At 59.5% G+C, this 22553-nt stretch carries 20 protein-coding genes and 1 other annotated feature; of the genes, 12 read left to right on the forward strand and 8 right to left on the reverse strand.

The features are described from left to right. Positions 1-8 precede the first annotated feature (8 nt). A complete protein-coding gene (gene hisG, locus ACW5XC_RS12270; RefSeq protein ID WP_042056018.1) occupies positions 9-905 on the reverse strand; it encodes an ATP phosphoribosyltransferase in 897 nt (298 codons plus the stop codon). Positions 906-929: 24 nt separating this feature from the next. Next, positions 930-1058, reverse strand: a sequence feature (His leader region). A 187-nt stretch (positions 1059-1245) separates the two neighbouring features. On the opposite strand from hisG, the gene ACW5XC_RS12275 reads away from it, so the two are divergent. The 7 genes from ACW5XC_RS12275 (at position 1246) to rnd (ending at position 8887) form a co-directional block, all read left to right on the forward strand. After that, positions 1246-1491 carry a hypothetical protein gene (locus ACW5XC_RS12275; RefSeq protein ID WP_042056020.1) on the forward strand — a complete coding sequence of 82 codons (246 nt, stop codon included), beginning with the start codon at positions 1246-1248 and terminating at the stop codon, positions 1489-1491. A 67-nt stretch (positions 1492-1558) separates the two neighbouring features. After that, positions 1559-3478 carry an ATP-dependent DNA helicase gene (locus ACW5XC_RS12280; RefSeq protein ID WP_005345619.1) on the forward strand — a complete coding sequence of 640 codons (1920 nt, stop codon included), beginning with the start codon at positions 1559-1561 and terminating at the stop codon, positions 3476-3478. A 90-nt stretch (positions 3479-3568) separates the two neighbouring features. After that, complete coding sequence (gene tsaB / locus ACW5XC_RS12285; RefSeq protein ID WP_042056022.1) at positions 3569-4270, forward strand: tRNA (adenosine(37)-N6)-threonylcarbamoyltransferase complex dimerization subunit type 1 TsaB; 702 nt, start codon at positions 3569-3571, stop codon at positions 4268-4270. 118 nt (positions 4271-4388) lie between these two features. Continuing rightward, on the forward strand, positions 4389-4904 hold the full coding sequence (locus ACW5XC_RS12290) for a Slp family lipoprotein (RefSeq protein ID WP_042056024.1): 516 nt from the start codon (positions 4389-4391) through the stop codon (positions 4902-4904). An 8-nt stretch (positions 4905-4912) separates the two neighbouring features. Next, positions 4913-5791 carry an alpha/beta fold hydrolase gene (locus ACW5XC_RS12295; protein WP_143182613.1) on the forward strand — a complete coding sequence of 293 codons (879 nt, stop codon included), beginning with the start codon at positions 4913-4915 and terminating at the stop codon, positions 5789-5791. Between the two features lie 198 nt (positions 5792-5989). Next, positions 5990-7666 carry a long-chain-fatty-acid--CoA ligase FadD gene (fadD, locus tag ACW5XC_RS12300; RefSeq protein WP_085942148.1) on the forward strand — a complete coding sequence of 559 codons (1677 nt, stop codon included), beginning with the start codon at positions 5990-5992 and terminating at the stop codon, positions 7664-7666. 108 nt (positions 7667-7774) lie between these two features. After that, positions 7775-8887: a ribonuclease D gene (gene rnd, locus ACW5XC_RS12305; protein ID WP_042056029.1), complete on the forward strand. Its 1113-nt coding sequence runs from the start codon at positions 7775-7777 to the stop codon at positions 8885-8887. 189 nt (positions 8888-9076) lie between these two features. Here the strand turns inward: rnd and ACW5XC_RS12310 are convergent, their stop codons facing one another. Genes ACW5XC_RS12310 through selD form a run of 3 tightly spaced genes read right to left on the reverse strand, consistent with a single transcriptional unit; the run spans position 9077 to position 11893 of the window. Further along, positions 9077-9721: an MBL fold metallo-hydrolase gene (locus ACW5XC_RS12310; protein ID WP_042056032.1), complete on the reverse strand. Its 645-nt coding sequence runs from the start codon at positions 9719-9721 to the stop codon at positions 9077-9079. 22 nt (positions 9722-9743) lie between these two features. Next, positions 9744-10859 carry a tRNA 2-selenouridine(34) synthase MnmH gene (gene mnmH, locus ACW5XC_RS12315; protein WP_042056034.1) on the reverse strand — a complete coding sequence of 372 codons (1116 nt, stop codon included), beginning with the start codon at positions 10857-10859 and terminating at the stop codon, positions 9744-9746. After that, complete coding sequence (gene selD, locus ACW5XC_RS12320) at positions 10856-11893, reverse strand: selenide, water dikinase SelD (protein WP_042056036.1); 1038 nt, start codon at positions 11891-11893, stop codon at positions 10856-10858. The genes mnmH and selD overlap by 4 nt, the downstream gene beginning before the upstream one ends. A 405-nt stretch (positions 11894-12298) precedes the next feature. Between selD and ACW5XC_RS12325 the strand changes: the two genes are divergently transcribed. Further along, a complete protein-coding gene (locus ACW5XC_RS12325; protein ID WP_042056038.1) occupies positions 12299-12727 on the forward strand; it encodes a GNAT family N-acetyltransferase in 429 nt (142 codons plus the stop codon). 34 nt (positions 12728-12761) lie between these two features. On the opposite strand, the gene ACW5XC_RS12330 is transcribed toward ACW5XC_RS12325, so the two are convergent. The 3 genes from ACW5XC_RS12330 to ACW5XC_RS12340 form a co-directional block, all read right to left on the reverse strand. Beyond that, positions 12762-13946, reverse strand: coding sequence for an acyltransferase family protein (locus tag ACW5XC_RS12330; protein ID WP_042056040.1), 1185 nt, complete (start codon positions 13944-13946; stop codon positions 12762-12764). A gap of 350 nt (positions 13947-14296) precedes the next feature. Next, the gene (locus ACW5XC_RS12335; protein ID WP_005336736.1) at positions 14297-15490 is read right to left on the reverse strand and encodes a class I SAM-dependent methyltransferase; all 1194 of its coding nucleotides are present in this window, start codon (positions 15488-15490) and stop codon (positions 14297-14299) included. 110 nt (positions 15491-15600) lie between these two features. Continuing rightward, positions 15601-17031: a methyl-accepting chemotaxis protein gene (locus ACW5XC_RS12340; protein WP_042056042.1), complete on the reverse strand. Its 1431-nt coding sequence runs from the start codon at positions 17029-17031 to the stop codon at positions 15601-15603. A gap of 82 nt (positions 17032-17113) precedes the next feature. Here ACW5XC_RS12340 and ACW5XC_RS12345 point away from each other — a divergent pair, with 82 nt between their 5' ends. Together ACW5XC_RS12345 and ACW5XC_RS12350 are read left to right on the forward strand one after the other, a co-directional pair. Beyond that, positions 17114-17386, forward strand: coding sequence for an acylphosphatase (locus tag ACW5XC_RS12345; protein WP_005345583.1), 273 nt, complete (start codon positions 17114-17116; stop codon positions 17384-17386). A 15-nt stretch (positions 17387-17401) separates the two neighbouring features. Continuing rightward, the gene (locus tag ACW5XC_RS12350) at positions 17402-18268 is read left to right on the forward strand and encodes a CHAD domain-containing protein (protein ID WP_042056045.1); all 867 of its coding nucleotides are present in this window, start codon (positions 17402-17404) and stop codon (positions 18266-18268) included. A 137-nt stretch (positions 18269-18405) separates the two neighbouring features. On the opposite strand, the gene metG is transcribed toward ACW5XC_RS12350, so the two are convergent. Then, a complete protein-coding gene (metG, locus tag ACW5XC_RS12355) occupies positions 18406-20439 on the reverse strand; it encodes a methionine--tRNA ligase (protein ID WP_042056048.1) in 2034 nt (677 codons plus the stop codon). A 186-nt stretch (positions 20440-20625) separates the two neighbouring features. Between metG and apbC the strand changes: the two genes are divergently transcribed. Together apbC and udk are read left to right on the forward strand one after the other, a co-directional pair. After that, positions 20626-21708: an iron-sulfur cluster carrier protein ApbC gene (gene apbC / locus ACW5XC_RS12360; RefSeq protein ID WP_005345574.1), complete on the forward strand. Its 1083-nt coding sequence runs from the start codon at positions 20626-20628 to the stop codon at positions 21706-21708. Positions 21709-21818: 110 nt separating this feature from the next. Continuing rightward, entirely contained in the window at positions 21819-22469 is a 651-nt protein-coding gene (gene udk / locus ACW5XC_RS12365; RefSeq protein ID WP_042056051.1) for a uridine kinase, read from the forward strand. Positions 22470-22553: the final 84 nt, after the last annotated feature.

Below are 22553 nucleotides of genomic sequence, written 5' to 3' on the forward strand. Positions count from 1 at the left end.
TCCCTTCCTTATTCCATCATTTTTTCGATGGGCAGCACCAGAATGGAGCTGGCACCCAGAGCCTTGAGCTGCTCCATGGTCTCCCAGAACAGGGTCTCGCTGGAGACAACGTGCAGGGCCACCTGATTGGTGTCACCGGCCAGCTGCATGATGGTGGGGCGCTCGGCACCCGGCAGCAGATCTGTGATGGCATCGAGCTTGTCTTTGGGGGCGTGCAGCATGATGTATTTGCTCTCGCGGGCCTGCTGCATCCCCTGAATGCGGGGCAGCAGTTTGTCGATGAGCTTCTGCTTGGCATCAGACAAGGGGCTGGGGGCCTGGACCAGTACCGCCTTGGAGCGGTAGATCACCTCCACCTCTTTGAGGCCATTGGCTTCCAGGGTCGCGCCGGTGGAGACCAGATCGCAGATGGCATCAGCCAAGCCCGCTCGGGGTGCCACTTCCACCGAGCCGCCCAGCATCACGCTCTTGAAGCCGAGACCCTTTTCGTCAAAGAAGCGCTTGAGCAGCCCGGGATAGGAGGTCGCGATGCGTTTGCCGGCAAGGCTAGCTGGCCCTGTATAGTTCACATCTTCCGGCACCGCCAGCGAGAGGCGGCAGCCACCAAAGTCCAGCTGCTTGAGGGTTTTGACCTCGAAAGGCAGTCCCTGTGAGGCGCGAATAAGCTGCACCTCTTCCAGCACGTTTTCGCCGATGATGCCAAGATCGACCACCCCTTCCATTACCAGCCCCGGGATGTCGTCATCACGCACCCGCAGGATATCGATGGGCATGTTCTCGACATGGGCGATAAGGCGCTGCTCGCGCAGGTTGATTTTCAGGCCACAGCTCTTGAACAGGGCTTGGGAGTCCTGGCTCAGACGACCGGACTTTTGCATGGCGATACGTAGACGTTGTGTTTCCATTACTCGATTTCCTTCTAGTCAAAAACGAAAAAACCCTCGGAAGTGGGTGCTTCCGAGGGTTTATGAATCTTGCGGTCCTTTTGGAAGTCACCAGTTAAGTGTCTTCCAGCAGTCAACCTCCTGAAAGACTAGTCGGGATGATGATGGTGGTGATGAGTCTTCAGGGTGGTGAACTTCATGTAATCAATCCTTTACAAAATAAGATGTCGTAATTGACGCCTGATTTAAACTACCTGCCTTGACAGAAAATGCAACCCGAAATTGTGATTTGATCGATTAAAGTGGCGAAAACGGTTTTCTGGTCGATAACTAGACAATAACCCCTGCAGGAGTCGCCATCATGCCCAGCCAGGACCTGTTGTTCCCCATTTTGCCCCGGGCGCCCGCTGCGCCCGGCAGCGAAGAGATCAAGCGGGAAGTGAACCAGATCAGCAAAAAGCACCAGCTGCGCAAGACCAGCACTGACAACAGTGACTCCCAGCAGCGCCAGCAGGCGTATAGCACGCCCGCCAAGCGTGATCAGTCCAAGGCGGAGGAGGGCGATCACAAGCCGGACCCCGAGCATCAGATCGATCTGTTCGTCTAGGCAGATTATCTGTCCCGCTTTTGCCGCGCTTTTGGCATAATGACCGCTTTTGCTGCGGGACGCCCTTTTGACCATCCAGACCCTGTTCAAGCCAGATGGCCCTCTGGCCAGCCATATCGACGGTTTCAAAGCCCGCGCTCCCCAATTGGAGATGGCCGAAGCGGTGGCGCGCGCCATCAAGAGTGGTGGCCGTCTGCTGGTGGAGGCGGGGACCGGTACCGGCAAGACATATGCCTATCTGGTCCCTGCGCTGGAGTCCGGCAAGCGGGTGGTGATCAGTACCGGCTCCAAAAACCTGCAGGAGCAGCTCTTCTACCGGGATCTCCCGACCATCACTGGCGCGCTCTCCTACACCCCGCCGGTGGCCCTGCTCAAGGGGCGCAGCAACTATCTCTGCATAGAGCGGATGAACCGGCTCTTGAGCGAATCCCATCTGCAAAAGCCTGAAATCCTGAACGATCTGGTGAAGGTCAAATCCTGGTCCACCGCCACCGATAACGGCGATGTGGGGGATATTCCGGGATTGCAGGAGAACGCCGAGATCCTCGCCCACGTCACCAGCACCAACGACAACTGCCTTGGTCGAGACTGCCCCTATTACGACGACTGCCATCTGGTGGTGGCCCGACGCCGCGCCATGGATGCCCAGGTGGTGGTGATCAACCACCACCTCTTCTTCGCCGATATGGCGGTGAAAGACACCGGATTTGGTGAGTTGGTGCCCGAAGCGCAAGTCTATGTCTTTGACGAGGCGCACCAGCTGCCGGAGATCGCCACCAACTACTTCGGCAAGTCGGTAGGCAGCCGAACGATTCAGGATCTGGCGCAGGATATCCAGCTGGCCTATCGGGCAGAGGCGCACGACATGGCCCAGCTCGGCAAGGCGGCGGACCGGCTCGCTATCGCCAGTCAGGATCTGCGTCTGGCCTTCGGGGTGGATGGCGGTCGCGGCAATACCCGCGACATGTTGCGCCAGCCGCTCTGGGGTCAGGCCTTGGCTCGTCTCAACGATGCCATCGGGCTTTGCTACGAGGTGCTGAAACTGGCTCTCGGCCGTGGCGAGCAGCTGGATCACGCCTTCGAGCGCATCAGTGAGCTGCGCACCCGTCTTGGCGAGGTGCTGGCGGTCAACCAGACCGGTTTCTCATACTGGTATGACTGCTCACGGCTTCATTTCACCCTCAATCTGACGCCGCTCTCGGTGGCCGAGCGATTCAGTGCCGAGGTGCAAAGACCGGAAGTGGCATGGGTCTTTACTTCGGCCACCCTGACGGTGGATATGCGGTTTGATCACTTCAAGGCCGAGCTGGGGCTTGCAGGCAGCGCCGAGCTGATCCTCGACAGCCCGTTCGACTATGGCGAGCAGGCGCGGCTCTGTGTGCCCCGCTATCTGCCGGAGCCCAACGCCTTTGGTCGTGGCGAGCAACTGGCCAATCTGATGATCCCCCTCATCAACAAGACGCCGGGGGGCTGTTTCTTCCTCTGCACCAGCCATCAGGTGATGCGTCAGGTGGCCGAGGTGCTGCGCCGGGAGATTGGCCGCACCGTCTTGTTGCAGGGGGAGGACAACAAGCAACGGTTGCTCAAGGAGTTTGTCGAGAATGGCCGCGCCGTGCTGGTGGCGACCAGCAGTTTCTGGGAGGGGATCGACGTGCGAGGGGCGGCGTTGTCGTGTGTTATCATCGACAAACTGCCGTTTGCCAGCCCCGATGATCCGCTGCTCAAGGCGAGGGTGGATGATTGCAAGCTCAAGGGGGGGGATCCCTTCGCCGAGCTGCAGTTGCCCAAGGCGGTGATTGCCCTTAAGCAGGGGGTGGGGCGGCTTATTCGTGATCGCAGTGATCACGGGGTACTGGTGATCTGTGATCCACGCATGGTCAACAAGCCTTACGGTGCCACCTTTATCAAGAGTCTGCCCGCCATCCCTCGCACTCGGGAGTTGGGAACGCTGGGGAGTTTTTTCGATCGAACTGAACGCGGTGAATAAATGTGTCGCCAGCTAACAGATTTGAACAACGGGTGAGCATATCTCGCTTGCCGGTTATGTAATTGACTGATTTTATAGAGATTGGAAAGCATGAACGAGTTGAAGATCCTGGCCGTTGATACCGCCACCGAAGCCTGCTCCGCCGCCTTGCTGGTGGGTGACAAGCTGTTCTCCCGCTGGGAGGAGGCGCCACGGGATCACACCCGAAAAATCCTGCCCATGGTTCAGGCTGTGTTAGAGGATGCCGGGATAAGTTTGAGTGACCTCGATGCCATCGCGTTCGGTCGCGGCCCGGGCTCCTTTACCGGCGTGCGGATCGGCATCAGTGTGGCGCAAGGTCTGGCGTTTGGTGCGGGTGTCCCGCTGATCGGTATCTCGACGCTGGCCGCCATGGCGCAAGGCGCCTATCGACTGGATGGCGCCCAGCAGGTGCTGACCGCCATAGATGCGCGGATGAACGAGGTCTATTTCGGCCGCTATGAGCTAATTGATGGCCGCATGCAGCTGGTGGGTGACGAGGTGGTGAGCGATCCCGCGGCGCTGGTTGACTCCCGTGGCAAGCTGGCGGGTAGGGTGACCTGCGTCGGCACCGGTTTTGAAACCTATGGCGAGACCCTGAGTGGTCTGGCCGATGAGCTGGCGGTGAGCCAGGTGCGTTTCCCGGCGGCAGAGGACATGCTGCCGCTGGCCCGCGCTGCTTGGCTGGCGGGGGAGGCGGTACCGGTTGAACAAGCAACGCCGGTCTATTTACGTGACAAGGTGACCTGGAAAAAACTGCCGGGTCGCGAATAAGGGCAGGAGCACTGACAGCATGTCGCTCTTGCCGCTCATCAGCTGCAACACAAGCGGGTGGCCCGACGGGCCACGCCGGCAACAGGAGAGTGACATGATGCGTAATAGCAGAAGCGACATGATGAAACGCGGGATGGTGGTCGGGGTGCTGGCTCTGTTGCTCGGGGCCTGCAGTTCGGTCCCCAAGGAGCTAGCCTATGAGCCAGAAAACCAGCTGGTGGCCTATCAGCCCGCCCTTGGCGGAATGGAGGGCAAACCGGCCCGCTGGAGCGGCGTTATCTCGGCGGTGCACAACAAGGCGGATAAGAGCGTTATTGAAGTGGTTTATCTGCCGCTTAAATCCAACGGTGTGCCGGAGCAGACCGAGCAGAGCCCGGGCCGTTTTCTGGCCATCATGAAGGGATTTGTCGACCCGACCCTCTACGCCAAGGGGCGTAGCCTGACGGTGCTTGGCACCATAGGCAAACCGGTTGATAGCCAGATTGGCGAGCACAAGTACCGCTTCTCTGTGCTCAATGTGACGGGCAGCAAGCTGTGGCCGCCAGTCAAGGAGGTGGAGGTGCGCTATATGGACCCCTACTTCTACGACCCCTTCTATGATCCTTTCTGGCCGAGACGGCCGCTGCGTCGCTAAGGCTTGCCATGATTAACGCTATGATGAGCACCACACACGAGCGGCTGCTGACCCTGGCGGATGGGCGGCGGGTAGCCCTGCTGGATAACCAGTCTGCGGAGCATGATCAGCAGGGCAAACCCCTGCTGATTGCCCTGCACGGCTGGCTCGACAACAGTGCCAGCTTCTTGCCACTCGCGCCCCATCTGGGGGATTTTCACCTCATCTGTGTCGATCTGCCGGGACATGGTCACTCCGATCACAAAACCACCCCTTATGTCTTTGTCGACTGGCTGGACGATCTCTACCAGATCGTGCAGGCGGCAGGGTGGTCGAGTTTCACTCTGCTCGGTCACTCCCTCGGGGCGCTGATCGCCTCCGCCTATGCCGGGGTGTTCCCCGAACAGGTGGAGCGGTTGATCATGCTGGAGGGGCTGGGGCCGCTGAGCCAGCCCGATGAGGAGGCTCCTACCCAGCTGCGACGTGCAATTTTAAACCGCAGTCGCACTCGGGAACGCAGTGCCAACGGCTTTGCCTCCATCGATGAGGCTGTCGCCGCTCGTTGCAAAGTGGCGGATATCACGCCGCAGTCGGCGCGTCTTATCTGTGAGCGGCAGCTTGAGATGAGGGCAGGACGCTGGCATTGGCGCAGCGATCCCCGTTTGCGGGATCTTTCACCCCTGAGAATGAGCGAAGGGCAAGCCCGGGCGCTGATGGCGGCTATCCGCTGTCCTGTGCTGTTGATTCAGGGGGAGCAGGGCTTTGCTGCGCTTGAAGCCCAATGGCAGGCCCGTCAGGATGCCTTCCAGCAGATCGAACGGGTCATATTGGGTGGAAACCACCATTTTCATATGGAAAATTCGGTTGATACGGCCGTTTGTATCGTAAAGTTTTGTCAAGTTCGGTAGAATCGCCAGCTTTCAATAATTCCAGGTTTGTTTTCTCCCTCACATTTTTCTGTTGTTAATTTGCTGTTAATTGATGTTGCGCTGTGTAAATATGTGCGGCATTAGAGCATCAGCTTAAAACAACCGATTAAAATGGATGTGAACCGGGACGGAGGCAACACAGTGAGCGCACAGGTGCTAGTTATGCAGGAGAAGTTTGTGGAAAAAGTCTGGCTGAAACGTTATCCGGAAGGGGTCCCCGCCGAGATCAATCCAGACCAATACAGCTCCCTGGTCGAGATGTTCGAATCCTCGGTGACCCAGTTTGCCGATCAGCCCGCCTTCGTCAACATGGGCCAAACCATCACCTACCGCCGTCTGGAAGAGCAGTCCCGCGCCTTTGCTGCCTACCTGCAAAACGAGCTGAAGCTGGAGAAAGGGGATCGGGTTGCGGTGATGATGCCTAACCTGCTGCAATACCCCATCGCCGTGTTCGGCATCCTGCGCGCCGGCATGATCGTGGTCAACGTCAACCCGCTCTATACCCCGCGCGAGCTGGAGCATCAGCTCAAAGATTCCGGTGCCAAAGCCATCGTCATCGTCTCCAACTTCGCCCATACCCTGGAAAAGGTGGTCTACGACACCCCGATCAAGCACGTTATCCTGACCCGGATGGGGGATAACCTGGGGCTGGCCAAGGGTACCCTGGTCAACTTCGTGGTCAAGTACGTCAAGAAGCTGGTGCCGAAATACAATCTGCCTCACGCCACCACCATGCGCCAGGCCCTCTCCAAGGGGCGTTTCCTGCAGTACATCAAGCCGGAGATCACCAACGACGATCTCGCCTTCCTGCAGTACACCGGTGGCACCACCGGCCTCTCCAAAGGGGCCATGCTGACTCATCGCAACATGATTGCCAACGTCGAGCAGTGCCTCGGCGTCTACGGCCCCATGCTGGAGCGTGGCAAGGAGTTCGTGGTCACCGCGCTGCCGCTCTACCACGTCTTTGCCCTGACCGTGAACTGCCTGCTCTTTATGCGTATCGGCGGTTACAACCTGCTGATCAGCAACCCGCGCGACATCCCGGGTTTTGTCAAAGAGATCAAGAAGTACCCCTTCACCTGCATTACCGGGGTCAACACCCTGTTCAATGCGCTGGTCAACAATGAAGAGTTTCAGGGGATCGCCTTTGACAAGCTCAAGCTGACCATCGGTGGCGGCATGGCGGTGCAGCGCGCGGTCGCGGAGAAGTGGAAGACGCTGACCGATACCCCGCTGCTGGAAGGCTATGGCCTGACCGAGTGTTCGCCACTGGTGAGCGTCTGTCCCTACGACCTCACTGATTACAACGGCTCTATCGGTCTGCCGGTCTGCTCTACCGAGATCCGTCTGGTAGATGACAACGGTCAGGTGATCCACGCCCTCGGCACCCCCGGCGAAATGCAGGTTCGTGGCCCGCAGGTGATGGTGGGCTACTGGCAGCGTCCCGAGGCGACCGCCGAAGTGATGCAGGATGGCTGGCTCTGTACCGGTGATATCGCCGTGTGCGACGAACAGGGCTTCTTCAAGATCGTTGACCGCAAGAAGGACATGATCCTGGTCTCCGGTTTCAACGTCTATCCGAACGAGATCGAAGATGTCGTTGCCCTGCACCCGAAAGTGCTGGAAGTGGCCGCGGTCGGTGTGCCACACAAGGTCTCCGGCGAGCTGGTGAAGATCTTTGTGGTCAAGAAAGATGCAAAATTGCAGGAGGACGAGATTATTGCCCACTGCCGCAAACATCTGACTGCCTATAAGGTGCCGAAACTGGTAGAATTTCGTGACGAACTTCCCAAGACCAATGTGGGCAAGATCCTGCGCCGCGTACTGCGCGACGAGGAGATTGCCAAGCAATAACCGGACTGCGGCTGCAGAATCTTCTGCGAACCAGCACCGTCGTTATGCAAAACCGTGGGTCATCCCACGGTTTTTTCTTTTTGGCCCTGATCAACCGCGCAGGCACAGATGCACTATCAACTTATCACTCAGCAAGACGAACTTGAGCAGTATCTCGCTTCTCTGGCCGACGTTCCCCTGGCTATCGATACTGAATTCGTTCGCACCCGTACCTACTACCCCCAGCTTGGCCTGTTCCAGATCTATGACGGCGAGCATCTGGCGCTGCTGGATCCGCTGACCCTGGATCTCTCCGCCCTCTGGCAGCGACTGGGCAGGGAAGGGCAGATCGCCATCCTGCACGCCTCTGGCGAAGATCTGGAGCTTATCCAGCATCAGGCTGGCCACCTGCCCAACCAAATGCACGACACCCAGCTGGCTACCGCCTTTCTCGGTTACGGCGTCTCGGTCGGTTTTGGTGCGCTGGTGAATGAATTCCTCGGGGTCGAGCTGGAAAAAGATCAGGCGCGCACCGACTGGCTGGCACGCCCGCTTACACCGCGTCAGCTCGAATACGCGGCGGCGGATGTCTTCTACCTGATGCCGCTCTACGAGAAGGTGATGGCCAAACTGCGGGAAAGCGGCAAGTTTGCCTGGTTCGAGCAGGAGTGCCAGAACCACTCCGCCCGCAAGACCCAGGGTAGCGATCCCCGTCAGGCATATCTTGACATCGTCAACGCCTGGCAACTGGGTCGCCGCGAGCTCGCCATCCTGCGTGAGCTGGCCGCCTGGCGCCAGCAAGAGGCGGTGCGCCGGGATCTGGCCCTCAACTTCGTGGTCAAAGAGCTGCACCTGTTCAAGGTGGCAGAGCGTCGTCCTGCCTCCCTGCGGGATCTCAACGAGCTCGGCCTCTCGCCTATCGAGATCAAGATCCACGGCAAGCGGATGCTCGATATTGTCGCCAAGGCGCAGCAGAGCGAGCCTGACAGCTGGCCCGAGCCCATTCGTCGGCTGGTGGACTTCCCCCAGTACAAGGCCGAGCTCAAGCGCATCAAAGCCATGGTGGAAGAGAAGGCCAAGGCGAGCAATATTCCGCCCGAGCTGATTGCCAGCAAGAAGATCATTCACCAGTACTTCACCTGGAGCTGGCGGATGAACGACGAAGAGCGGGCTCGCAGCGACAAGCCGATGCTGCTGCAAGGGTGGCGTCATGAGCTGGTCGGTCACCTGCTGGCACAATAAGCCACCAGACGGTTGCACCCATAAATCAATCCTCACCCCCGGGTGGGGATTTTTATTGGGCGAAAGAGACAAATGGACATGCTGAAATGGGGAACGCAGGTGGAACGTGGCTGGTCGGATGGCAGGAATCGAGAATGAAAAAGAGAGCAGAGAAGGAAAGGCAGCGACTAACACCGCTGCCTTTTTTGATCACCAGATAGGCTGGGTCAGGTAGGGGTTGCTCACCTTCTCGCGGCCGAAGGTGGAGCTGGGGCCGTGGCCCGGGATAAAGACGATCTCGTCCCCCAGCGGCAGCAGGGTCTCGGTGATCGACTTAATCAGGGTCGCGTGATCGCCACGGGGGAAGTCGGTGCGGCCGATGCTGCCGGCAAACAGCACGTCACCAACCCAGGCGAGTTTTTCGGCTTGGGAGAGCAGCACGATATGGCCCGGGGTGTGGCCTGGGCAGAAGTAGACATCCAGCTCGCACTGGCCAACCTGCACCTTGTCACCCTGCTCCAGCCAGCGATCCGGCGTGAAGGCGGGGGTATGGGCGAAGCCGAACATCTGGCTCTGCTGGGGCAGCATGTCGAGCCAGAAGGCGTCCTCCTTATGGGGGCCGGTAATGGCGACGCCGGTCTTTTCCCGCAGCTCGGCGGCGGCACCGACGTGATCCAGATGACCGTGGGTCAGCAGTATGTGGGTCAGGGTCAGGCCGCGCTTGGCGATGGCGGCCAGCAGTTTGGCCGCTTCGCCGCCCGGATCGATCAGGGCCGCCTGATGGGTCTCGTCACACCAGATGAGGGAGCAGTTCTGGGCGAACTGGGTGACCGGAATCACCTCGAATTTCAACATAGAGTTCCTCTCTTGGGATGGGTCAGCCGCGCAGCGCGCTGGCATGCTGCTCGGCGAAATAGTCGAGACAGGCCTGTTTGTCACCGCGGAATACGATGCGCTCCTGCTTGTTGCCAAGCTGATAGAGATACATGGGGTCGTAGTAGCGGGTCAGCAGCAAGGTGATCCAGGCTAGATGCAGCCCGGTATCACCGCTCTTTTCCTGCTCGGTGAGGGCGGTCTGCATCAGGGCATCCAGCTCGCGGTGGGCCTGATCGCCAAGACGGCGCTTGAGGCGGGCCAACGCATCGGTGAGATAGGCGGCAAACAGCGGCCATCCCTCTTCTTGGCCATACATGGCTTGATAGCGCAGCCAGAGATCGTGCACGTAATCTTCGCGGATCTGCTCGGCTCGATCGATTTGCGGTACATCCACCACCACCAGCGGTGCCTGACTCATGGCCTCATGGAGGGAGAGGGGCAGGCAGCAGCGGCCGATCAGGCGGCTCTCATCCTCGACCACGAAGGCATGCTCGCCCTGATGGCGGCGCTTGAGCAGTTCGATGGCCATGTTGTTTTCAAAGTTGATGTTGCTGGGCTGGCCGCCGGGCAGTTGACCGAAGGAGGAGCCCCTGTGATGGGCGTGTCCTTCCAGATCGAGCGCCTGAGCTACGTGGTCCAACATATGGGTCTTGCCGGAGCCGGTCATGCCGGTCAGCACAGTCCAGCGACACTCGGCAGAGGCCTTGTCCTGGGTGTCGATCAGGAAACGGCGCAGCTCCTTGTAGCCTCCGGCGACGCGGGGGCGAGTCACCCCCGCATCAGCCAGCCACTGTTGTACGGTTTGCGAGCGCAGGCCGCCGCGAAAGCAGTAGAGCACGGCATCGGGCTGCTTGCGCAACTGCGCCAGCCAGCCTTCGAGTCGTTCGGCACGTACTGCTCCCCCCACCAGCTTGTGTCCAAGCTCAATGGCGGCGGCCTGACCCTGCTTCTTGAAGCAGGTCCCCACCTGGGCGCGCTCATCGTCTGTCATCAAGGGCAGGCTGGTCGAGCAGGGGAAGGCCCCCTCCTTGAACTCGATGGGGGCGCGCACATCAATCAACGGCACATCGCCTAAAAAAATCTGGGCGTAGTCCGTGGCCAGTGGCAATTCACTCATTGGACAATCTCGATAAAGCGGGAGCCCTCAAGGGGCTTGATCTGGCCGATGGGCGAGAGCGCAATGCCAGCCTCTTGCGCGATGGCGAGCAGCTCGGCTTCGCTCTCTTTACCCACGGCGACCAGCAGGCCGCCGCTGGTTTGCGGATCACACATGATGTTGCGGGTGCGATCGTCCATGGCATCGAGCTTGTGGCCGTAGGAGTCGTGGTTGCGCAGGGTCCCGCCCGGGACGCAGCCCTCGGTGAGGTAGTAATCCACCTCGTCCAGCAGCGGCAGCGCCTTGAAGTCGAGGCGGGCGCTGACATTGGATCCTTCACACATCTCCAGCAGATGGCCCGCCAGACCAAAACCGGTCACGTCGGTCATTGCGTGGACACCCGGCAGCTCGGCAAAACGCTGGCCAATCTTGTTGAGGGTGCACATGGCGTTGGGGGCCAGCTGCTCGTGTTCGGGCTTGAGCTTGCCCTTCTTCTGGGCGGTGGTGAGGATACCGATACCAAGGGGCTTGGTCAGATAGAGGGTGTCACCCACCTTGGCGGTGTCGTTCTGCTTGATGGCATCAAGGGGCACAATACCGGTGACCGCGAGGCCGAAGATGGGCTCGGGGGCATCGATGCTGTGGCCACCGGCCAGTGAAATACCCGCTTCGTGGCACACCTGACGGCCGCCGTCGATCACCTGCTGGGCCACTTCGGCGGGCAGGGTATTGATGGGCCAGCCGAGGATGGCGATGGCAACGATGGGCTTGCCGCCCATGGCGTAGATATCGCTGATGGCGTTGGTGGCGGCGATGCGGCCAAAGGTGAAGGGGTCATCGACGATGGGCATGAAGAAGTCGGTGGTGGAGACAATGCCCTGACCGTTGCCGATATCGACCACGGCCGCGTCATCTTTGCTGCTGTTGCCAACGATCAGGGTCGGGTCGTTGAAGCCCGGGATCTGGCTCTTGAGGATGGTGTCGAGTACCTTGGGAGAGATTTTGCAGCCGCAGCCAGCGCCGTGGCTGTATTGGGTCAGACGAATGGAAGACATACTTACCCCTTTTATTTGCAAACAGAGCAGAGGCTCTGTGGAGCCGTCTTGGTCAATGGGCGGCCTTGTAGAGAGAAGGACAAGAAGCCGCAAATATGGGTGGCCTCGGTGCCAACAGGGGCAGCGATGACTGGCAGTTATGAAGGACCGCCAGGCCGGACGGGGAAGAAAAGGGCGACAAGGTGCGCCAGCGCAGCCCCGCCAAGGGCCACAGGATGGGGCATTATGCCACATTTGCCCCTTGGGGTTCGAACAGGAATTCACATAAACAGCAGGGAATTGCCCGCACTTGCCTGTCATCGGTCTGGATCCGGCGCTGGCTGATTGATTGCAGTACAGATGCAGCAAAAAGAACGCCAAAGAGACCAAAAGCATGCAACCGCCGATCTACAACAGGAGAGCTTAGTGACCACCACATTTTTGGTTAACCACCCCATCACCACGACGCAGTTTGCGGCGTTGTTGGCGAAGACCTCGCTCGGGGCGAGACGGCCGCTGGAGCATCCAGCTACCCTGCAGGGCATGCTGGATCACGCCAATTTGTTGATCACCGCCTGGCAGGGCGAGACCTTGGTCGGTGTGGCCCGCTCGGTGACCGATTTTCATTTTTGTTGTTACCTCTCGGATCTGGCGGTGGCCGAGTCGGTACAGGGGCAGGGGATTGGCAAAGCCCTTATTCGCGAGACGTTTTTGCAATTGCAGCCGGGCTGCAAGCTGATCCTGCTTGCCGCGCCGCAGGCGGTGGCGTACTACCCCAAGCTCGGATTTAGCCAGCACCCGAGCGCCTGGGTGATGAGCAGCCTGGATGAACTGGTACTGGATGAGTTGGCATAAGACCGTCAACTCATCCAGACAGGGCGAGACTAGCTTATCCGGCTTGTTCCAGCGCCGGTTGCCGTGACTTGCCCCAGCGGCGCAGGCGCCGTTGCAGTGGCCGCTCCAGCAGGTTATAGCTCAACGCCGAGAGCCCGATCAGCACCGCCAGCATCAGCAAGGTGGCCACTACCCCCAGCAGCGGGTTGGTCTGGCCATACCACCACTCGGTGAGCCCCGGTGCCAGATAGTGGATAAGTTCGCAACCGGTGAGCAGCACCAGCGCATGGAGCAGGTAGATGGAGTAGGAGAGATCTCCCAGCCAGTTGGTGAAGCGGTTATCCAAAAGGCGCAGCAGCGGACTCCAGCGCTCCCCCTGGGCGGCGGCAATCCAGATCAGCAGCACGTAGGAGGCGATCAGCAGCAGTGTCAGCTGCGGCGTCATGGTGAACTGCATCAGCGCGAAGGGCAGCAGAAAGGCGACCAGCAGCGGCAGATCATGCTTCATCATGGGCAAGCCTTGCGCGGCCTTGACCCTCGGCAGCAGCCAGAGGCCGAGCACAAATTCACTCACCCCGCGTCCCACCGCCAGCGCCCCGCTGGTGACATCCAGGGTGCCGCGACTGTGCACGATAAAGGCCAGCACCGTCAGCGCCAGCAGGGGGGCGAGATGGCTCCAGCGACTGCGGGTCACCGCCAGCGGGATCAGCAGCGGGAACAGCAGGTAGCTGATCCACTCTACGCTCAGGGACCAGGCGGCGAAGTTCCAGGTCAGCCCGTGATCGGTTACCACCTGTAGCAGCAGGAAGGCGCTCGGCAACGCCTCGGCCGGGGTGAAGGGGGAGTCGAAAGGCGGCATCCCTTCCCACTCCCACATTTTGAACAAGGGGCCAGCATAGAAGCCTACTCCGTGTTGTGCTTTGTAAAGCTCCCAGCCAACCAGCAGCAGCAGGGTCACCAGATAGAGGGGATAGACGCGGGTCAGCCGCAGCCAGAGAAAACGGCCATAGCTCACGGTACGTGGCGTGCGGGTGAAGGCCTCGCCATAGACATGGGCCAGCACCACGCCGCTCAAAATAAAGAACAGGTCGACCCAGAGGTAGCCATTCTCGATGAGTTGGGTGTGGCCTGCGATCGACTCCATCCACTGGGGAAAGAGCAGCAAGCGGGCATGGAACAGCACCACCATCAGGGCAGCGATGCCCCGCAGCGGCGTTAACAGCGGCAATGATTGATTCATATCGGGATCCCTTGTGATGTTCAGCTTGGCCTGACATCGATTTTGTTGTTGTACCGTCCATCAATCCTGATAGGACGGTTGCCCCGGCTTGGCTGCCGCAGGCGGGATCACACTACGGAAAAGAGAGTCATACGGATGTGATTTAAATCATAAATGTGCAGTTATTGTGCAAAGTAATTTAAACAGAGAAGAAGTGGGGCGCTGGCAGCAAAAGAGGAGGAGAAGGAACGCGAATAAAGCAGAGAGGGTGGTCATCGGGGCGAGCGTCAGGCTCAGGTTTATACGGCGCGATGCAAAACAATCAGGCCCGCAAGGGGCCTGATTGATCACAAGGGGAGGGTGGTTGCCGATCAGCGGGCGCGTACCACCAGACCCTTGAGGTAGAAGCCTTCCGGATAGGCGGTACCGATGGGGTGATCAGACGCCTGGGAGAGCAGCTCCAGGATCTGGGCATCGCGACCGGCATCGAGCGCCGCATCGGCAACGATCTTCTGGAACAGGCTCTGTTCCATCAGGCCGGAGCAGGAGTAGGTCAAGAGCACGCCACCCGGTGCCAACAGCTGGAACGCCAGCATGTTGATGTCCTTGTAGCCGCGGCAGGCGCCCAGCAGTTGGGCCTTGCTCTCGGCAAACTTGGGCGGATCCAGCACGATGACATCGAACTTCTCGCCCTTCTCGCGATATTCCCGCAGCAGCTTGAACACGTCGTGACGGACAAACTGGGTGTTGCTGGTATCCAGCCCGTTCAGCTCGGCGTTCTGGCGGGCGATATCCAGCGCATTCTGGGAGAGATCGACGTTGACCACTTCCTTGGCGCCGCCCTTGAGGGCATAGACGCCAAAACCGCCGGTGTAGCAGAAGCAGTTGAGCACCCGCTTGCCTTCGGTGTACTTGGCGGCAGCCTGACGGTTATCCCGCTGATCCAGATAGAAACCGGTTTTGTGGCCGTTGCGAATATCCACCAGGATCTTGACGCCACCATTCTCCTCGATGACCACCGGCTCGTTCGGGGTCTCGCCATAGATGACGCCGGTGCGCTCTTTCAGCCCTTCCTTCTTGCGCACTGCCACGTCGGAGCGCTCATAGATGCTGCACTCTGGGTAGAGGGTACGCAGTGCTTGCGTTATCAGCTCACGCTGGAACTCGGCACCGGCTGAGAGGATCTGGCACACCAGAAAATCGGCATAACGGTCGATGGTCAGACCCGGCAGGCCGTCGGATTCGGCGGCGCAGAGGCGATAGCCGGTGAGGCCCTGACGCTTGATCAGCGGATCGCGAGACTCCTGCGCATATTTGAGACGACGGATAAAGAAGTCGAGATCGACGGTCTCATCCTTGTCGAAGGTCCAGACCCGGGCACGGATCTGGGAGCTGCCTGACCAGGCGCCACGGGCGAGCCACTTGCCATCGTTGGCATAGATCTCGACGGTATCGCCGTCAATGGGGTTGCCCTGAACCCGCTCAATCCCCTTGGAGAAGATCCAGGGGTGGCGACGCAGCAGGGATTTTTCGCGGCCTTTGACGAGATAGATGGAAGCGCTCATGGATGTTTGCCAGATGGTCAAAAGAAAAGGGGCCACATTCTATGTGGCCCGCAGGTAAAACTCAAACGGCCCGGTGCATCAGCGTGCCCGAACCGGATGTGGCTGACAGATCAGATCCGGATCCCCTTGAGTGCCCGGGTCAGCTCGCTGGCGGTGGCTTTCAGCCCCTGCGTGCCAGCTACCGAGGCGCTGGCAGACTCCTCCACCTGCGCTGCTTCATGGCGTACCTGATCCAGATTGTGGGTGATCTCGGCGGCCACCGAGCTCTGCTCTTCGCTCGAGGTGGCGATCTGGGTACTCATCTCCAGCACCGCATCGCTGTGATTGCTCAGCTTCTCGATATCGAGCCCCACCTCGCTGATGAGTTGCTGGCTGCTGGCGGCGCGCCCCACGGTTTTCTCCATGATGTCGTTCAGCGCCCCGGTGCCGGCTTGCAGCTCTTCGATCATCTTCTGGATTTCGACCGTTGCCTGCTGGGTGCGGCTGGCGAGGGTACGCACTTCGTCCGCCACCACCGCAAAGCCGCGGCCCTGTTCACCGGCGCGGGCCGCTTCGATGGCGGCGTTGAGGGCCAAGAGGTTGGTCTGCTGGGAGATGGCGTTGATGACGTTGACCACCTCGTTGATCCGGTTGGCATTGTGAGTCAGGCGCTCGACTGCACCGGAGGCATTGCCAATCTCGTCGGCCAGAGTGCGGATCGCCTCTATGGTACGAGCCACCCGGTTGGCGCCATTGGCCGCCTCTTCGCTCGATTGACGGGTCTGCTGCAGGGTGTCGTTGGCATTGCGCGCCACTTCGCGAATGGCGGCTGACATCTGTTCCATGGCGGTGGCCAGCGAATCCATGTGCTGGCGCTGGGCGCGCGCCATGTTTTCGCCTTCACTGGCGTGGTCACGAAACTCGTCGGCGGCCATGGTCAGCGCCTCGGCAGACTCTTCGACCAGCTTGACGATCTGATGCTGGCGGTCGGTAAAGCGGTCGATGCTGCCCGCCAGGGTAGAGAACTCGTCGCGTACCGGGAAGAAGTTGAGGCGGAAGGTGAGATCGCCGTCGGCCACGGTTTGCAGCGCCTTGTTGGTGGAGTAAAGGGCGCCGGAGACAAAGGTCATCATGTAGTGGATCACCAGTGCCATCAGGGCCGCCAGCGCCCCAATCATGGTGAGCGTGGTGCCCTGATCATCCCACATTGAGGACGTACTGGTGTCGAGCTCGCCGGTCACATAGCCAGCCTGACCCGCTGGAGCGGTGAAGCGGTAGCGATCGCCCTGTTGTTCGAGTCCGCTCACCCCTTGTGGCTGGATGCGCAGATCGGCTGGCAGAGTGAGCGTTGGCTGCTGACTAACCAGTTGTGCGGTGGTCTCGACCCGCTGCTGCAACAGCTCAACCTTGAGTTTTATCTCCTGCTCATGGCTGTTTGCCAGCAGATACCAGCTGAGAAAGGCGATGATCAGCAGGGGAAGCCAGAAGGCGATGTGGAATTTCTCACTGATGGTGAGGTGAATGAGATAGCGGTCAACCCACCGGAATTTAACTTCTTTCATAATGGAGCTGCATCCTGCAGAGATAGAGTGTCGGGCACATTATCGTCTCGGGAATTTTTTTCTTAAGCGGAAGGTGTGAGAAATGGGAGAGCAATCGTTTGTCATTCGGGTGTGGGGGCAGGTGCAGGGGGTGGGATTTCGCTATTTCACCCGTGAGCGGGCGCTGCAACTGGGTTTGCGGGGCCATGCCTACAACCTGGAGGATGGCTCGGTGGAGATCCTCATTAGCGGCCCCGCGCAGGGGGTGCAGATGATGCTGGGTTGGCTGGAGCATGGCCCGCGCACCGCCAGGGTGACCCGGATGGAGTATGAAGAGGCGCTGCCGCCCACCGGTCAGGGCTTTCACACCAACTGAAGGGGCGGAGACGAGATGGACGCTGACAAGGAAGGTCTGTTGCTGACTCAGGCAACAAGCTGGGTCGCCCGTTATCAGGAGGCGGCGCGGGCGGTGCGCGAAGAGGCCAGCGAACCGGCCGTGCATGGCTACCGTATCGCAGCGCGCCGCTTGCTGGCGCTGCTCGCCCTGTGGCGGCCACTCACCTATCATCCCGAGCTGGAGCGGCGTCTGCTGCGCTCGGTCGGGCGGCTCTCGGCGCTGCGGGATGCTCAGGTCTACGCCGAGCGTTTTGGCAAGCCGCCTGCCAGCACGGGTAATACCCACAAATCGGCCTGTCGCGTGCCCCTGTTGTCGCGGCGACTGACCCGCTGGCTTGCGGCGGTGGCGCAGGTGCAGGATGCGCGGGCATTGGCGTTCCTCTATCAGCAGCATCTGGCCCTGCGCCTTGATGAGGCACAGAGCGCTCTCGATGAACCTATTCCCTGCGTTGGGAAGTCTGCCAGCTCCCGTCAGCAACAGTTGCGCCGCTGGCATCGGCTGCGCCTCGAGATCAAGCAGGCCCGTTATGGCGTGGAACTATTGCTGGATCTGGGGAGTGGGGAGCCCGGCTGGTTGAGCACCCTGGCTCACTGGCAGGAGCGACTCGGCCAGTTGCAGGATTGGCGTCAATGGCGGCGGAGGTTGCGAGCAGAGCAGGGGAACACCCACAAGCAGGCGAAACTGCGGCAGCAGTTGAAGGGGAAGATCACCGCCCGTTTGCGTCAACTGGACTGCCAGCAGGCGGAGCTGGTGGCGCTCAAACTGACGATGCTGGCAGGCCACAACATGAATGACATGCCAAGTCGGCTGGTCAGGTATTCAGAACAAAATGTATCGCCCACCAAGTCAAGCGGTGGATAGCCACAAGGCCGCAATCTGCGAAAGTCATCCGCGACCAGCATCTACAAAAACTCTCCAAGCCACAAATGCGAGACAAAAAAAGAGAGGCCGTTTGGCCTCTCTTCTCTATCTGATTGTGATCGCAGTCAGCGATGTGCTTACTTGACGCGCATGCCCGGCTGGGCGCCTTCCTGCGGCTCCAGGATCCAGAGATCCTTGCCGCCCGGGCCTGCGGCCAGCACCATGCCTTCGGACATGCCGAAACGCATTTTGCGTGGCGCCAGGTTGGCCACCATCACGGTCAGTTTGCCTTCCAGATCTTCCGGGTTGTAGGCGGACTTGATACCGGCAAACACCTGACGGGTTTCGCCGCCGATATCCAGTTGCAGCTTGAGCAGCTTCTCGGCTTCCGGTACCGCTTCGGCCTTCTTGATCAGCGCTACGCGCAGGTCAATCTTGGCAAAGTCGTCATAGGTGATGGTTTCGCTGATGGGGTCATCAGCCAGCGGGCCGCTCACTTTCGGTGCCTGCTCCTTGGCCAGGTCTTCCTTGGATGCCTCGATCATGGCTTCAATCTTCGCCGGCTCGATGCGGGAGAAGAGGGCTTTGAACGGTGCAACGGTGTGATCGACCAGCGGCATCTCGATGCCATCCCAGCTGAGGGTCTCGGCCAGGAAGGCTTCGACACGCTCGGCCAGCAGCGGCATGACGGGCTTGAGGTAGGCCATTAGCACGCGGAACAGGTTGATGCCGACCGAGCAGACCGCCTGCAGCTCGGCGTCAGCCCCTTCCTGCTTGGCGATAACCCAGGGCGCCTTGTCGTCCACGTAGCGGTTGGCCTTGTCGGCCAGCGCCATGATTTCGCGGATGGCGCGGCTGAATTCGCGGCTCTCATAAGCCTCGGCAATGGCGGTACGAGCATTGGCGAATTCGGCGTAGAGCTCGGGTTCGGCGCAGGTTGCCGCCAGCTTGCCGCCAAAACGCTTGGCGATAAAACCGGCGTTGCGGGAGGCGAGGTTGACCAGCTTGTTGACCACGTCAGCGTTGACCCGCTGCACGAAATCTTCGAGGTTCAGGTCCAGATCGTCGATGCGGCTGTTGAGCTTGGCGGCGTAGTAGTAACGCAGGCACTCCGGATCCAGGTGGTTCAGGTAGGTGGATGCCTTGATAAAGGTGCCCTTGGACTTGGACATCTTGGCGCCGTTGACGGTCACATAACCGTGCACGTTTACCTTGGTCGGCTTGCGGAAGTTGGCACCTTCCAGCATGGACGGCCAGAACAGGCAGTGGAAGTAGGCAATATCTTTACCGATGAAGTGGTAGAGCTCGGCGTCGGAGTCCGCTTTCCAGTAGCTGTCAAAGTCGATGTCGCCACGCTTGTTGCACAGGTTCTTGAAAGAGGCCATGTAACCGATGGGGGCATCCAGCCAGACGTAGAAGTACTTGCCCGGGGCGCCGGGAATTTCGAAACCGAAGTAGGGGGCGTCACGGGTGATGTCCCACTGCTGCAGGCCGCTTTCGAACCACTCCTGCATCTTGTTGGCCATCTCTTCCTGAATGGCGCCGGAGCCGCGTACCCACTCAGAGAGCCATTTTTCAAACTGCGGCAGGTCGAAGAAGAAGTGCTCGGAGTCCTTCATTACCGGAGTCGCGCCGGAGACGGCAGATTTCGGATCGATCAGCTCAGTCGGGCTGTAGGTGGCGCCACAGCTGTCACAGTTGTCGCCATACTGCTCCGGAGACTTGCACTTGGGGCAGGTACCCTTGACGAAACGGTCCGGCAGGAACATGGATTTTTCCGGATCGAACAGCTGGGAGATGGTGCGGCTCTTGATAAAGCCACCATTTTTCAGGCGGCCGTAGATCAACTCCGCCAGCTCGCGGTTTTCGTCGCTGTGGGTAGAGTGATAGTTGTCAAAGCTGATGTTGAACCCGGCGAAATCGGCCTGGTGCTCCTTGGAGACAGCGGCAATCATCTCTTCCGGGGTGATCCCCATCTGCTGTGCCTTGAGCATGATCGGGGTGCCGTGGGCATCATCGGCACAGATGAAGTGCACCTGATGACCGCGCATTCGCTGATAACGAACCCAGATATCGGCCTGGATATGTTCCAGCATGTGGCCAAGATGGATGGAGCCATTGGCATAGGGGAGGGCGCAGGTTACCAGCATTTTACGAGGATCAGTTGCCATATTACGTTCTTGATGTGCTTGTTGGGATGATAGAGTGCCGTGCATGTTACCCGAATTGGGGGTAGCCTGCCTAGGGTTGTGGCTATGCCAACCTTGGCAGCACCTGCCGTTACGATGGCAGGCAAGCCACTGATTTGTGTGCGGTAACCGTTCACCTCAAGATAATGACAAGATAATGAGGAGTTAATGGTGATTGATTCAGTAAAACAGATCCTCGCCGAATTTAAGCCAGCTGGCTGGCACAAGGATCTGGTGGATGCCGGATTCGTTCGCGAGATCATCAATCAGGGTCAGGGGCTCACTATCCGGCTGGTATTGCCGTTTGCCGGTCTCTCGCTGCTCGATCAGCTCAAAGAGAACTACGATGCCAGGCTGCGCAGTGCCACCGGCGCCGCCCGTATCGACTGGGCACTGGAGATTGACGTCGCCAGCATGCCGCGGGCGCAGGGCCTCAATGCCGTGCAGGGCATTCGCAACATCATCGTGGTTGCTTCCGGCAAGGGGGGGGTAGGCAAGTCCACCACCGCGGTCAATCTGGCGCTGGCCCTGCAAAAAGAGGGGGCGCGGGTCGCTATTCTCGATGCCGATATCTATGGCCCTTCCATTCCCACCATGATGGGCACCCTCAAAGAGCGCCCGGTCAGCCATGACGGCAAGCTGATGGAGCCGGTGATGGCCTGCGGCCTCAAGAGCAACAGCATCGGCTATCTGGTCTCCGAGCAGGATGCCACCATCTGGCGCGGCCCGATGGCGAGCAAGGCGCTGGCGCAGATCCTCCATGAGACCCGCTGGGGCGAGGTGGATTATCTGGTGGTAGACATGCCACCGGGCACTGGCGATATCCAGCTCACCATGGCCCAGCAGGTGCCGACTTCGGCGGCGGTGATCGTCACCACCCCGCAAGATGTGGCGCTGGCCGATGCCCGCAAGGGGATCGCTATGTTCAACAAGGTCAATGTGCCGGTGCTCGGTATTATCGAGAACATGAGCTACCACGTCTGCAGCGCCTGCGGTCATCATGAGCCGCTGTTCGGTACCGGTGGCGGCCAGAAGATGGCAGAGCAGTATCAAGTGGCGCTGCTTGGCCAACTGCCGCTGCACATCGATATCCGCCAACACATGGATGATGGCTGTCCGACGGTGTTCGGCGCACCGGAAGGGAGCCTGGCTCAGGCCTATTTGAAGCTGGCGCGCAGGGTAGGCGCTGAACTCTTTTTCAGCGCAAAACCGATTGCGACCCCCCTCTATGCCATGGCGCTGGATGAATAATCGGCGGTCGGTCACTTGAAAGGGAATTGAGGGTGGGCATGACCCACCCTTTTTTATATAATGGATCGGTTTAAACCATCCCCACTGCTCTTCTCTTTTAGGTATTTGTCATGTCTGATACTCAACATTCGTGTGTGATCATCGGTATTGCGGGCGCATCTGCGTCTGGCAAAAGTCTTATAGCCCAGACCATTTATGAAGAGCTGGTGGCCGAACTGGGCGCAGGTCAGATTGGTGTGATCACCGAAGATTGCTACTACCGTGATCAGACCCACCTGACCATGGAAGAGCGGGTCAAGACCAACTATGACCACCCCAACGCGCTGGATCACGACCTGCTGGTACAGCACCTTAGTCAGCTGGTCAAAGGTGACGCGGTTGCCATTCCCCAGTACTCCTACACCGAACACACCCGGATGAGCGAAGTGACCCCGTTTGCCCCGCGCCGGGTGATCATTCTGGAAGGGATCCTGCTGCTGACCGACAGCCGTCTGCGGGATCTGATGGATGCTTCCATCTTTATGGATACCCCGCTCGACATCTGCCTGCTGCGTCGTCTGGTGCGTGATGTGCAGGAGCGTGGCCGTACCATGGACTCCGTGCTCAAGCAGTACCAGAAGACGGTACGTCCGATGTTCCTGCAGTTTATCGAGCCGTCCAAACAGTACGCCGATGTGATCGTGCCCCGTGGTGGCAAGAACCGCATCGCCATCGACATGCTCAAAGCGCGTATCCGCCACATGTTGATTGGTTATGTCTAGTCCTGAAATAGGTTTACACATTTTCAACTAGCATTTCTCTACTCAGAACCCCCTATGTACCGCATCGGGGGTTCTGTATTTCAA

It is taken from the genome of Aeromonas sp. 25-AL00135, assembly GCF_054052385.1.